This window comes from Streptomyces sp. NPDC102514 (assembly GCF_055584525.1).
Map to the genome: position 1 here is coordinate 157,594 of NZ_JBVJLW010000021.1, position 12,919 is coordinate 170,512.

Annotated in this window: 11 protein-coding genes; 8 read left to right on the forward strand and 3 right to left on the reverse strand. The window is 68.2% G+C overall.

Annotated features, from left to right (window positions below; translation table 11 throughout):
- Nucleotide 1 precedes the first annotated feature (1 nt).
- Nucleotides 2-3,013: an AAA family ATPase gene (locus ACZ60E_RS39075; protein WP_469446780.1), complete on the forward strand. Its 3,012-nt coding sequence runs from the start codon at nt 2-4 to the stop codon at nt 3,011-3,013.
- A gap of 454 nt (nt 3,014-3,467) precedes the next feature.
- Here the strand turns inward: ACZ60E_RS39075 and ACZ60E_RS39080 are convergent, their stop codons facing one another.
- Complete coding sequence (locus ACZ60E_RS39080; protein ID WP_469446782.1) at nt 3,468-4,358, reverse strand: hypothetical protein; 891 nt, start codon at nt 4,356-4,358, stop codon at nt 3,468-3,470.
- A gap of 453 nt (nt 4,359-4,811) precedes the next feature.
- Between ACZ60E_RS39080 and ACZ60E_RS39085 the strand changes: the two genes are divergently transcribed.
- The 4 genes from ACZ60E_RS39085 to ACZ60E_RS39100 are packed head-to-tail and all read left to right on the forward strand — an operon-like array spanning nt 4,812 to nt 8,700.
- Nucleotides 4,812-5,198 (forward strand): hypothetical protein, encoded by a 387-nt coding sequence (locus tag ACZ60E_RS39085; RefSeq protein ID WP_469446784.1) that lies wholly within the window; start codon nt 4,812-4,814, stop codon nt 5,196-5,198.
- A 17-nt stretch (nt 5,199-5,215) separates the two neighbouring features.
- Nucleotides 5,216-7,417 (forward strand): telomere-associated protein Tap, encoded by a 2,202-nt coding sequence (gene tap / locus ACZ60E_RS39090; RefSeq protein ID WP_469446786.1) that lies wholly within the window; start codon nt 5,216-5,218, stop codon nt 7,415-7,417.
- Between the two features lie 4 nt (nt 7,418-7,421).
- Nucleotides 7,422-7,982 carry a telomere-protecting terminal protein Tpg gene (gene tpg / locus ACZ60E_RS39095; protein ID WP_469446788.1) on the forward strand — a complete coding sequence of 187 codons (561 nt, stop codon included), beginning with the start codon at nt 7,422-7,424 and terminating at the stop codon, nt 7,980-7,982.
- 13 nt (nt 7,983-7,995) lie between these two features.
- Nucleotides 7,996-8,700 (forward strand): AbiV family abortive infection protein, encoded by a 705-nt coding sequence (locus tag ACZ60E_RS39100; RefSeq protein WP_469446790.1) that lies wholly within the window; start codon nt 7,996-7,998, stop codon nt 8,698-8,700.
- An 812-nt stretch (nt 8,701-9,512) separates the two neighbouring features.
- Here the strand turns inward: ACZ60E_RS39100 and ACZ60E_RS39105 are convergent.
- Complete coding sequence (locus ACZ60E_RS39105; RefSeq protein WP_469446792.1) at nt 9,513-9,689, reverse strand: hypothetical protein; 177 nt, start codon at nt 9,687-9,689, stop codon at nt 9,513-9,515.
- Nucleotides 9,690-10,106: 417 nt separating this feature from the next.
- Between ACZ60E_RS39105 and ACZ60E_RS39110 the strand changes: the two genes are divergently transcribed.
- Nucleotides 10,107-10,928 (forward strand): AbiTii domain-containing protein, encoded by an 822-nt coding sequence (locus tag ACZ60E_RS39110; protein ID WP_469446794.1) that lies wholly within the window; start codon nt 10,107-10,109, stop codon nt 10,926-10,928.
- Nucleotides 10,925-11,710 carry an AbiTii domain-containing protein gene (locus ACZ60E_RS39115; protein WP_469446796.1) on the forward strand — a complete coding sequence of 262 codons (786 nt, stop codon included), beginning with the start codon at nt 10,925-10,927 and terminating at the stop codon, nt 11,708-11,710. Before ACZ60E_RS39110 ends, ACZ60E_RS39115 begins: the two co-directional genes overlap by 4 nt.
- A 52-nt stretch (nt 11,711-11,762) precedes the next feature.
- On the opposite strand, the gene ACZ60E_RS39120 is transcribed toward ACZ60E_RS39115, so the two are convergent.
- Nucleotides 11,763-12,575 carry a hypothetical protein gene (locus ACZ60E_RS39120; protein ID WP_469446798.1) on the reverse strand — a complete coding sequence of 271 codons (813 nt, stop codon included), beginning with the start codon at nt 12,573-12,575 and terminating at the stop codon, nt 11,763-11,765.
- 82 nt (nt 12,576-12,657) lie between these two features.
- On the opposite strand from ACZ60E_RS39120, the gene ACZ60E_RS39125 reads away from it, so the two are divergent.
- Nucleotides 12,658-12,919: hypothetical protein (locus ACZ60E_RS39125; protein WP_469446800.1), on the forward strand; the 262-nt coding region annotated here is incomplete at its 3' end.

A 12,919-nucleotide genomic window follows, 5' to 3' on the forward strand; every position in this document is an offset into this window, starting at 1 on the left:
CATGCGCCTGCACACCCTGCACCTGCAGGCCTTCGGCCCGTTCGCCGGCCGGCACACCGTCGACTTCGACTCCCTGACCACCGACGGCCTCTTCCTCCTGCACGGCGACACCGGCGCCGGCAAGAGCACCGTGTTCGCCGCGATCTGCTTCGCCCTCTACGGAAAACCGCCCGGCGACCGCAACCAGCGCCTGCGCAGCGACCACGCCCCCGCCGACCTGCTGACCGAAGTCACGCTGGAGGTCACCCTCGCCGGCAAACGCCTGTCCATCCGGCGCGTCCCCGCCCAGCACCGGCCCAAGAAATACGGCGCAGGCACCACCCTGCAAAAGGCCGAGACCCACCTGAGTGAATGGGCCCGGGACACCGGGACACCGGGCCGCTGGGAACCGGTCAGCAAGTCCCACCAGGAAGCCGCAGACGAGATCGAGCTGCTGCTGGGCATGAGCCGCCAGCAGTTCTGCCAAGTCGTCCTGCTGCCCCAGAACGAGTTCACCAAATTCCTGCGCGCCGACGCTCTGGACCGCAAGGACCTCCTCGGCCGGCTGTTCGGCACCGGCCGCTTCGCCTCCATCGAAGAGTGGCTGGCCGACCGCAAAACGACTGTCGCCAAGACCCGCGACGAAGCCCGCGCCGACGTCCTGCGACTGGCCGAACGCATCCAGCAGGCCGCCGGTGACGACCTCGACCCCGCCCACAACGCCCCACGCGCCGACGACCCCGCCACCCTCACCGAACCGGCCCGCACCTGGGCGACCATCCTGCACACCAAAGCAGCACAGTACGAACAGAAAACAGCCACGGCCGCCGAACACGCCCACCGCGAACTGACCACCTTCCGCGACCACGAACGCGCCGTACGCGCACTCGCAGACCGCCAGGACACCCACCGCACCGTCCGCCGGGAACTCGACCTGCTCGACACACAAACCGACCGGCACAACGAGCTGACCGAACGCCGCCACCACGCCCGCACTGCCCAGAAACTGGCCCCCCTGCTCCACGCAGCGGCCACCACCGCCACCCAGCACACCCGAGCGCAGGACGAGGAGAGCACCGCCCGCAGCCTCCTGCTCCCCGCACACCGGGCCCTCGACGCCCAACAGCTCACCACCACCGGGCAACGCCTGCGCGCCGACATCGGCGCGCTGCGCGCCCTGCTGCCCGACGAGACCACCCTCCAGCAGCACCTGGCCGACCTGCAGAAACTGGACTCCGAACGCCGGCAGCTCGAGGACGACCTGAACGACGCCGACGCCTGGCTCAAGGACGCCCCCACACGCCGCAGCGCCCTCCTCACCCGCCTGGAAACAGCCCGCACCGCACAGGACGAAGGGCGTGAACTCTCCACCGCCCTCACCACCCTGACAGCCCAGCTGGAAGCCGCCCGCCACCGCGACACCTGCCAACAACAGGTCCACGACACCCAGGAGAGCCTGAACCAGGCCCGATCTGCCACCGAGGAAGCCGGCCGCATCTACCTCGACATCCGGCGCCGCCGCACCGACGGCATGGCTGCCGAACTCGCCGGCCGCCTCACCGACGGCGAAGCCTGCCCCGTCTGCGGCTCACCCACCCACCCCGCCCCCGCAGCACCCCACCCCGACCAGCCCACGGCCGTCGACGAACAACAAGCCGAACACCACTACACCCGCGCACAGGAACAACAGAAAGCCGTCGAAGAAGTGCTGCGCCAACTCGGCGAACAGGCAGCCACCGCCCGCGGCCAAGCCGGCGGAGACACACCCGTCGCCGACCTGAGCGCCGACCACGAGCACCTCACCCAGCGCCTCAGCGACGCCCTCGCCCGCGCATCCGACACCGCACCGGCCGACGAACAACTCCATTCCCTGGAGCGGGAATCCACCGAAAAGAGCACCACCCATGCCGACACCGCCACCCGGCTCGCCGCCGCCCACACCGCCTACGACAGCCTCGACACCCAACGCCACCACCTCGGCCAGCGACTGGCCGCAGCCCGCGCTGACGCCCCCACCCTCACCGACCGCATCACCCAGCTCACCCGCAACGCCGACGCCCTCGAGACCGCGGCCACCGGCGCCAACGCCACTGCCCGCACCGCCGAAGAACACCGTCACGCAGCCGGCACCGCGACCCAAGCCGCCCACGCAGCCGGCTTCGCCTCCCTCGACGCCGCCTCACACGCCCTGCTCACCGACGAGCAACTCCACACCCTCGACACCGAGATCACCCAGTGGCAGCAGCAGCGCGCCGTCCTGACCGCTCGTCTGGACGAGCCCGATCTCCGCACAGCCGCCGCCCAGCCCCCGGCCGACACCGACGAAGCCACCGCCCAACTCGACACCGCCACCTCCCACCACACCCGAGCCGCCGCCCTCGCCGCTCAGGCCGCCGACCGCACACGCGCCCTCACCGACCTCCACACCCAACTCGACGCCCGCCTCCAGCGCCTCCAGCCCCTCGAGCACACCTACCGCACCGTCGACCACCTGCACGGCCTCCTCAACGGCACCTCACCCAGCAACCAATTGCGCATGCAGCTGGAGGCCTACGTCCTGACCGCCCGTCTCGAAGACGTCGTAGCCGCCGCCAACACCCGTCTGCTGCGCATGTCCGACCACCGCTACACCCTCGCGCACACCGACGCCCGGGCCGCCCGCGGCGCCCGCTCCGGCCTGGGCCTGAAAATCCTCGACGCCTGGACCGGCCGGGACCGCGACACCGACACCCTCTCCGGAGGCGAATCCTTCTTCGCCTCCCTCGCCCTCGCCCTGGGCCTGGCCGACATCGTCACCGCGGAATCCGGCGGCCGCGCCCTGGACACCCTCTTCATCGACGAAGGCTTCGGCACCCTCGACGAAGACACCCTCCACCAGGTCCTCGACGTCCTGGACTCCCTGCGCGCCCACGACCGCACCGTCGGCCTGATCAGCCACGTCCCCGAACTCCGCCGCCGCATCACCCACCGCCTGCACGTACGCAAACACAGCACGGGCTCCGCCCTGGCCCAACTGACGGCCGCCGCCGAATAGCCCTCGGCACAACGCATCCGTTGCCGCCGCGGCCGGCCGGCCCCGCGGGGCGACAACGGCCGGCGTGCTGCCCGTCACCGGATGTCACGGTCCCCGTGCGGCCGCCACCGCGGTCCCGGGGGTGCACCGGTCGGCGGGGGAGCGCAGCGCACGCAACAGAACCTGGTGCAGGGGCGGGTTCCGTCGTGCGCATACACGGCTGAGCGGCCTGAGGCACCGAGGCGCCGGTGCCCGCGAGTGCGGGCCAGCCGCCTCGCACGGGAGCGGGAGGCGGCACAGGCCATGCGCGTGTACATCACGAATCCCTTCGGTCCTCCCTCGGCGATGCACATGCCGGCAGTCCCCCTGCCGCGCCGGTCGGCGAGTGGCGTCCGGCTCCCGCCGCTGGTCTGTCGGCATGCGCTTCGTACGGCGTTTCCCTGGCCTGTGCCGTGCTGTCCTGGCGCGCCTGTTCTCAGGTAGGCACCAGGGTGGTAGCCACAGCGGTAACAAACGGGGACAGAACGCTCAGGATCGTGATCGGGTTTCTCAGGAACCCGGCGTCGATGTGGAGCTGTTCCTCCAGCCGTGCCCGCGCCGCCGTCAGCTCCTCATTGAGAACTCCCGAACCGGGCAGGGGCAGTGCCTGCTCGACGACTGTGAACGCCCAGGCCCGCCAGGAGAAGACCAGAGGCAGCAGAATCGCTGTGAGGACGGAGGTGACGAAGGCGCCGTACGCCAGGACGAAAACAGGAGGGAAACGGCTCGGCTCGACAACACCGGAACCGATCAGAGCAAGGCGTAGGGCGCCAGTGTCGAAAACGGACGTCGACACGATGAGCGAGAGAGCGAGTCCGCCTCTTTCGATGATCCGCCACACAGCCAGAATGCTCGTGACGGCAGCGGCCGTGGCGGGAGGATCGGAGGCGCCGGCCGGAAGCACCCCTTCCGCCATCGCTCCCTTCACCGTCTCCTGGGCCAACCAGGCGGAAAGGATCCATGGAGCCGCAGCCGTCGCAGCCGCCCCCGTGAGAACGGTGACAACCACCGGAAAGTGCCGGATCGGCACCTCGAAAGAGGTGCCGCGACTGACCCGGTCGAGCACTGTGCCGGCCGCCAGCATCAGCGTGGTGTACGACGCGAGCGACGTCAGCCACCATCCCCGCCCCCGCTGCCATGATGCAGGAAGTGCGCGGACTGCTGTGATTCCCACGGCGAGTACGACAACCCACAGGGCGCACGAGAGAGCCGCGGTAGCCGCCCAGAGGCGGTAGTCGTGATCGACGAACGCATCGGAACGAGAATTGACCTGGGCGAAGTAGACCAAGATGTTGAAGATCAGGGTCGCGAGGAGCACCAACAGCATGGCCCGTGCCGGTGGCGACCCCCACCATCTTCGAACGGCATCTCTATTCGGCACCATGCTCCCCCGAAGCGCTGCCGGCCATCTCCATGATTGTGCTGGCTGGACCTCAAACGGTGAAGGCTCTGCCCGGGGAGGAGGCTTCGTGTCGCCGACGGCAGAACCAGAACCTGCCGCACCTGCCCGGGCGACGGGACGGCCCTTTCCGCAACAAGCCGTCCTGGAGCGAGCTTCGGGCAGCCGAGGCCGCCGGCCGGGGATCTTGCCGAAATGCGACCGATCGCTCCCTGCGCGGATCAGCCACGCGCAAACGGCGGTTGGAGCACAGAACGAGTCCTGACGCAGGCTCAGCACCCCACGAAGAACCCGGAAGAACAGACAGTTCCCTATCGGCAATCGAATGACAACCAAACAATGGATCGTTGTTCAGTTACCCGACTGCGATACGGTAGCGGGATGGCACGTGACATCCCTCGGCAGGCTCGCGAACGCCTCGCCGCATTTGCGGTCCCTCCTCCTGAAGACGAGACCACGGCCGCGCGTCGTGTCGAGCGGGATGCTTCCTTGGTGGGCCGGTTGCTGGGTGCCGCCGGCATGCAGAACGAGCACGGCCGGGAGCCGGGCGTGCTCCCGGATGATGTGGGCGCCGCGCTGAGTCTGTTCGAGGGTCTGCGTGAGGAGTTGGACCGGTTGGAGACGCAGGTCGTGATCGAAGCCCGGCGCCGGGGGATGGACTGGCGGCAGATCGCCCAGCATCAGGGCCTGAACTCCTCGCAGGCCGCTTCGCAGCGTTATCAGCGGCTGATGACACGGCTCGAAGAGATCCGCCAGGGGGTGCGGTGAACAAGGAAGAACCCCAGATGACGGACCAGCACCCGCAGTTGTTCACCGCGATCGACTCTCTGCTGGCCGCCGTCGACGACGGCACCGTGCTGCCCGTTCCGGCCGAACGGGCCCGGCTGCGGGAGACGGCCGGCCTCACCCAGGCCGCCGTCGCCCAGGCCCTGGGGGTGCGCGTGCCGAGTATCGCCGCCTGGGAAGCCGGCCGTGCCGAACCCAAGGGCGAGCGTCTGGAGGCCTACCGCCGCCTCCTCGAAGGCCTTGCCCACCGCTACCCCGCACCGGCCGTACCCCTCGCCGGCGGGGGAGCCTTCCAACGAGCGGGATCCCCGCCTTCGGCACCGACGGAGCCGGAGGCGCCTGCGCACCGCACACCACCCCCACTTCCCGAGATCATCTCCGCCCCGACGACGGTGCCGCAGCCGGAAGTAGCGGAGACGTCTGCCAACCCGGTGGCGCCCGACGCGGAGCCCGCCGAGCTGATCGCACCGACGCGTCCCGTTCGTCCGGCGATGTCGCGGCGTCCGGTCCCGCGGAAGGCGGCAGCGTCTCCGGCCGATCCGCGGTTCCCGCATGGCCCGCTCGCGGTGCTGGACGGTGACGGCTCCGCGTACGGCGTGAACGGGATCATGCTGGACTGCCCGGCCACCACGATCCCTGAGTTGGTGGAGTGGACGCTGCGCGAGTCCGGCCTCGGCGCGCCGAAGCTGAACCGGTACGGCAAGGACTCCGACCCGCTGATCGTCCTCACCGCAGCCGCCGCGGTGAAACTGGGACTGCCCGAGCGCCTGGAGGGCCACGAGCAGCGCCGCTCCCTGCGCCTGCCCGCCGATCACCCGGTCGTCAAACAGGTCATGAAAGCGAAGTGGCAGCTCACGCAGCGCGGTTTCGGGCCGTGGGCGCGGATCTACCGCAAGGCCCAGGGCCGCGAGCGGCAGTGCGTGCAGTTCGCGATCCTGTCCTGGGACGCCCTTGACGATCGCTCCTGGCCCGGCGTCACGGAGATGGAGCCGGCCGACGTCGCCCGCGTCCTGGGGGTGTACGCGACCCGGGTCATCACCCCGCGCGGCAGCACGGCCGTCTCGGGCTTGGAACTGATGACGGCGCTGCGCCCGCCCACGAAGGCGGTCCAGGATCCGGGTACCGGGAATTGGGTGTCCGGCTACAACCCCGGCTCGCTGGGGACTGAGCCGGTTGACCCGGCGCCGCCGGAAGCCACCGCCGAACACCCCGTCGTCGTCAACTCCGGCTGGACGGGCGGCTTCCTGGACGAGGAGGCGTACCAGTGGGTGCGCGACGTCGACCAGCTCACGGGGGAGGAGGCGGCCCTGCCGTGGGCGGTCGGCCTCGACCTCAACACCGCGTTCCTCGCCGCCGCGGCCCGCCTCACCGTCGGGCTCAGCGCGCCCGACCACTTCGTGGGCCCGCAGTTCAACCCGAAGATCCCCGGGAGCTGGCTCGTCGACCTCTCCCACATCGAACTGGACCCGCGCCTGCCCTCCCCGTTCACCCCCACCGGCGAGCGCCCGACCGGTCCGGCCTGGTACCAGACCCACACCGTCGCCTACGCCCAGGAACGCGGCCACCACGTTCAGCCCCTGGAGGCGTACCTGCGCCGCGAGACCGGCGCCTACCTGGACCCGTGGCACGACCGGCTCAAGACCGCCTACGTCGACACCCTCGCCGACCTCGGCGTCACCAAAGACCTCGACGACGAGACGTTCCTCGCCGCGATGGAACACCACAAGGACACCGACCCGGCGATGGCCGCCGTTCTCACGGCCATCAAGGCGACCGTGAAGGGCGGGGTGGGCAAGCTGCGTGAGCGGCCGCAGGGAAAGGCCTACCAACAGGGTGAACGCTGGCCGGCCCTGGAACGCCCGACCTGGCGCCCCGACATCCGCGCCGCCGTCATCTCCAAGGCGCGGGTGAACATGCACCGCAAGCTCACCAACATGGTCAAGCTGACTGGCCTGTATCCCCTCGCGGTGCTGTCCGACTGCGTCGTCTACCCCAGCCCGGGCCGCAGCCCGCTGGACTTCCTGCCGTACGACGATTCGGGCAAGCCGCGGCCCGGTGGATTCCGTTTGGGGCCCACGCCGGGGCTGGCGAAGCTGGAAGGCGTCCAGGAGATGGCGTGGGCGGTCGACCTGATGGAACAGGGCCTCAACCCTGCCCGGCACATCAAGGGCGGCGACGCCGTCCTGGACGAAGGCGAGTAGAACCGTGGCCGGAGAGATCGACGACGCGATCGAACGCGCCGACCGCGAGAGCTTCACCCGCCAGCCGCCGACGACACTCAAAAGCCGGATCGGTTACCTGATCAAGCAGTTGGGCAGCGCGAAGGCGGTCGCGCAGGAGTTGGGGATCACTGCCGACTCGGTGAACCGCTACCGGCGCGGTGCCCGCAAGAACCCGCCGAAACACATCAGCACAAAGATCGACGACGCGGTACGGGACCGCTGGCAGCCGCGGGTACGCAAACGCCGCCAGCGCCAGGCCGCCACCTCCGGCGGGATCACCGTGGAGACCCGGGCCCGCTTCGGCTACACCGCCCCCATCGGCACCACCGACGACGGACGCTTCCGCCGCCTCACCGTCCACCTCCCCCCGGCCTACGCGCAGCGCCTCTTCGACGCCCGCGATGCCGGGGCCGGCGACCAGGAGATGCGCCAGATCATCGCCGAAGGGTTCAAGGACATCTATTTCCAGGACGGCGGTGGCCGCGCCCTGGGGCTGTCCGAGGTCGAAATCAACGACATCGACTACCTGGACCTGGACTACTGAAAAGGGAAACGCAATGACCGAAATGGTCCCGGGGGAGGCACGCGAGTTTTGGAAGGCACTTATGGACAATGCCTCCTCACTGATGGCTGATGCGCACACCTTGCTATCGGCTGGGTCATACGGGCGGGCGCGATCTCTCACTGTTCTGGCACAGGAAGAACTCGGCAAGGCGCTTTGGATCTACGACGTCTTCCAGGACGCCTGGAGCATGGGAGATGAAACGCCACACACGGTGGATGCTCTGGCCCAGCACGGGCGAAGCCACACGAAGAAGTACCTCCAGGCCATCGTCTTCGGCGACGAACTTGCCGAGTTCTGGGGTGACTACAGCGGCATGCGCGATCTGGGGACGGACTACGAGGCGTGGGAAGAAGCCTCCAAACAACGAGAGGAGGAAGCGGAGATCGCCGCCCGTGAAGCCAACGCTGCCAAGCAACGGGGCTTCTACGTAGACCGAGACAGCGACGGAACCATCCATTCGCCGCCAGCCATTCAGGAAGGGACGACGGAGGACGACCTGCGGACCGCAGCGCGGGTCATCGAAATGCTCCTTATCAGCGACCACAGCCGCATGAAGGCCAATACCGCAGTGCCGTACGACAGCACGCACCAGCAACAGTTCCGCCTGCTGCCCATCTCGCATCCTGAAGTCCGAAGCGGCACAGATCCGGAAACGGAGGGGGACGATCTCACACGAGAAGGGCAAGATCGTGACTAGCCGAGACTACGAGCGCAAGCAAGCCCAAGCCGTCGCCCGCTCCCTGCGCACCCAGCAGAAGGAGCTCCGTCCATGTCTGCATCCACGGCCACCCGCGCGCGTACCGTGACGGTACGACCCGCCACCGACCAGAGCCGTTACGAGCTCCTCAACCGTCATCGACCGCTCCCGGTGCTCCGCTGCAGGAATGCGCACCCACGACCGAGGGTGCGGCTGACATCGGGTGCAGATCCCGAAACTGCTCGTGGAGGCACCCCTGCGGCCGAACGCCACGAGGACAACGACCAGCTTCAGATCCAAGCTTGGGGGAGTGGAGGAAAGACGCGTCCGTCCTTTTTAGACGGTGCACAAGGGAGAGGAAGTCTTGCCAGCCAGCCGCACCTTCGATGAGGAGCTTGGTGCGGATGCGCTCGTTAGCGACGATGTTGCGCACCCGGTAGCCGTACAGACAGTTCGTGAGGTGAGCATCCAGAACGCCCCCTCAATCAGCACCTCAATGCGCTCGAAGAGACCCATGTACTGCTCGACTGCCATCCATTCCGATGCATCATCAGGTCCTTGGCCCGGTTCGGCCCAGTCTCCCGGTGACGCGAGGCCTGCGACGCCGGCCGCCCTGCAGCCCGCGCGTTCATCGACTGGCACCGCGACCCCGACCGGGACACCACGATCCTGCCTAAGCTGTTCGAGGACTGGGAGACCGAGACCATGCACGCCCTCGGCTGGTACCAGGTTGCCGAACCCGAGGCGCCACCCGCCCCGCCACTTCACCCCGGCCTTGTCCCGCGGGGGAGAGGCTGAGCCGGGAACTCCGGTCAGTGTCGGGTGAGGCCGACAGCGGCGAGCAGTGCGGCGCATACCCCGGTCGCGACGGCCAGCGGTGGTGCGAGTGCGGGGTGCTGGTAGGCCACGTACATCGCGAAGCCGCTGATCGAGAGGATCACCAGCACGGCCAGCAAGCTCACCAGGGCCGTGACGTTCGGCTCGCGCATCGGACGGCTGGGTACGGAAGTCCTTCAGGGGGTTCAGGACACGCGAACGAAGCCGCGTGCAGCAGTGGAGTGTGCTGACGGCCATTCAGTGTGACACAGGATTTTTCCCTAAAACACGCTCTGACCTGCACTTATCCATTACGTGTGCAATAGATAGTGGGTGGGGTTCTCGGTTCAACGCCGTCAGAGCCGCGTCCCCAGGCGCCCCTGCTGCTGGCTCATCGCCACGACGGCCAAAGGGGTCGCGGACCCGTTGGAGCGGCTTGCTTGTGACCGTGGCGGCGCGGTGAGAGATGGCCGGGCGGAAGCGGAGGCCGATCCGCCTCGGGCACCGCGGGCCCGGGGAGGTCAGCCATCCCCGGGCCCGGCGGGACGAGGGTGGCCGGGTTGTCAGTGGGACAGGGCAGACTGGGTGGCGTGACGACCTTCGATGTCCGGGGTCTGGAGCAGCTTGAGCGCGCCGTCCTGGACGACACTGCCTCTCTCGCCTCTGCCCTCCGGCAGTGCCTCATGCTGGCCGGCTACGCCCACCATGAAGAACTGCGCGCCTGGGCACTGAAGGAACTGGAGGGGTACTCAGCGGGCGATGAGATGCCCGCGCACCGGAAGGTACCGGCTGCGCTCGAAGTGGAGTTGACTCTTCACCTGCCGGGCCAGATCGTCCAGGGCAACAAACGGCGGATCAGCGTGGTCCAACTGCCCGAAAGGGCTCGTGAGCGCGGCATCGGGGAGAGCGCACCGATCCGGCAAGGGGTCCGGGAGTTGGAAGGTCTGGTTGCCATCAGCGACAGCATGATCCGTCTCAGCCCGCCCGGATCAGCCGAGTACGTCCTGGAAATGACGGAGTGGCAGCAGCAGAGCGGCAACGACTCCACTGAATTCACAGCCCTGAACTGGGCGATCGCCAAACCGAGCCTTGAGGGCGTCCTTGATCACGTCAGAACCCGTCTGACCCAATTCGTCGCGGAAGTGAGGGCAGCCATGCCCGCCGGCCAGCAGAACCCCGACCCCAACCAGATCGACTCGGCCGCGCAGCAGGCCCTCAACATCACGGGAGGCGACGGTTCCACCTTCCACATCTCCGCGCCACACGCGAAGGCGGACCGCGGCGGTACCGCAAGCGCCAACGTCAACGAACCCGCGCCCGCGACTCCTCAGCCCTGGTGGCACCGGACCTCGGTCATCTGGACCGCCGTCGCGGCAGTGGCGGCGATCGCCGGCGTCATCGTCGCGAAGTGAGACTCCGCCGAAGCCGCCTGGACCGGCTGGAGGACGACGTCCTCGACGAGAGCCGCCCGCTCGCCCCGATCCTGCGTCAGGTCATTGCCCTGGGAGGGCACGCCCACTCCGAACCGCTACGCACCTGGGCACTTCGGGAACTCCAGGGCTACGAGGGCACGGACGTACCGACCCCTGACTACCGCAGAATCTCGGCACCCTTGGTGATGGACGGCCTCCAAGGGAGGTTCCAGTTCGAGAGACAGCCGGTCAGCACGTTCGACCTGCCCGATTTCGCCCGTGAAAGCCTGGGCGGCGTACTCCGCCTCGGGCAGAGTGTCGGCCAGATCGAGTCGCTCATCACCCGGCAACCAGGCCAGACGATACAACTCGCCCCGGCCCTGGCTGCCGAAGTAGCCGTGTTCATGAGCCAGAACTCCTCCCGGCAGGTGCTCAGGCTGTACTGGGCTGTCCACCCGTCGGCCATGGAGGGGGTCCTGGACCAGGTCCGTACCCGGCTGGTCCAGCTGGTCGGGGAACTGCGGGCCGCCATGCCGGACGGCCAGCAGGACCCGACACCGGACCAGGTCGCCCAAGCACTCCAGAACATCAACATCGTCACAGGCGACAACTCCTCCGTGACGGTCACCGCGCCGGTCGCAGTCGCGCACCGACGCGGATCAGCACGTGCCGAGATCAGCGGAACGGCACAGCGGACCTTCCTGCGGACGCTGGTTGGGTGGGCCGCCTTGGTAGCCGTCGCGGCGGCAGCCGCGGTGACCGCCTGGGCAACGTGGTTCTGAACCAGGCGCAAGGCTTCGCAGGACGCTCTCTGGGCGTGAAGCCGCTTGTGTCCTAGCTCTTGGGAGGGTCTTGAAGAGGTGGGGGCATTGGCGGAGCAACCATGGCCTGTACGAGGGCGGTCACAACCTCGGCACGCTGGGTGTCACTGATTTGCGAGTCCGCGATAAGGCGCTCAGCTGCGAGGAAGCGGCTCATCTCCAACGGCTGATCAAAGTATGCGCGCAGGTGGCCAGCGACGGCCTCCTGCGAGCGCACAAACGTACGACTTACATAGCCGGAGAGGGCTGCAGAGACAGCTCCGAGACCGCCAGAGACAACGCTGCCAGCGGTTGTACTTGCATTGACCGCGATGAGCATGAAGACCACTAGCAGGGCAAAACCGAGACCACTCGCAATCTGAGCATTCCGGAACGACTTGGCGGCCTGGGCAAGGGCGATACCGTGATAATGGTTGAGGCGTGCGTGCGTGACGCTCCAAAGGTCGGCAAGTTCGAGTCGTGCTGCTGAACCTTGGTCCTGGGGACCCTGCCCCCGGCGTAACGCGCCCTCAAGTTCCGCCTCTGCTGCCCGAACCCGCTCTGCGCCTGCGACTTCAGCCCCATCTGAGGGAGGAATCCACTCGGTCAACGAGATTGTGAAAGCGGTCACCCCGGGCTCGACATAGACGGGCACGCTCTCCTCTGCCAGCATTTCCCGCACAGCCGCGTAATGGCGCTGCCAGTCCGCCGGCCACCCCGGGTTCCAGTCCTCATCGACCTCGGACAGCGCCGTCTCCCACTCCGGCTCGACTCCGGCCCGTGCTGCCCGCCGCGCCACCCCGACCCACCGCCGTTGGGCCGCGGCCACCTCGGGCAGGCCGCGCACGTCCAGATACTCGAGAGGCTGGTCGGCGTCCGCGTCCAGGAGCCACCGCCCGTGCCGGACACACACCCGTTCCCATCGCGGCGTGTACCGCACCGCCCACACGGCCGTCCCCGTGCGCCGGGCCGCGCACGGGCGGCAGCCGAAGGCGACCGGCACGCATGACAACGCGCTTCGCGCACAGGAACGGCGGGCAACGCGCACGATGGCGAAATCTCAACCTCTGATCAGACATTTTTTACTTTTACTCTTAGGCGACGTTTCCTTTGGTGGGGGTTGTCGTTGTGTTGGTATGACGAGTCTTGCTGAGCATCTGGTCTCGGATGAGTTGTGGGAGTTGTTTCGGC

Bases quoted from the DNA above. Each gene is read 5' to 3' on its own strand.
- ACZ60E_RS39075 (WP_469446780.1), top strand. From the start codon at position 2: ATGCGCCTGCACACCCTGCACCTGCAGGCCTTCGGCCCGTTCGCCGGC.
- ACZ60E_RS39080 (WP_469446782.1), bottom strand. From the start codon at position 4,358: ATGCTGTTGGTGCTCCTCGCGACCCTGATCTTCAACATCTTGGTCTAC.
- ACZ60E_RS39085 (WP_469446784.1), top strand. From the start codon at position 4,812: ATGGCACGTGACATCCCTCGGCAGGCTCGCGAACGCCTCGCCGCATTT.
- tap (WP_469446786.1), top strand. From the start codon at position 5,216: ATGACGGACCAGCACCCGCAGTTGTTCACCGCGATCGACTCTCTGCTG.
- ACZ60E_RS39100 (WP_469446790.1), top strand. From the start codon at position 7,996: ATGACCGAAATGGTCCCGGGGGAGGCACGCGAGTTTTGGAAGGCACTT.
- ACZ60E_RS39105 (WP_469446792.1), bottom strand. From the start codon at position 9,689: ATGCGCGAGCCGAACGTCACGGCCCTGGTGAGCTTGCTGGCCGTGCTG.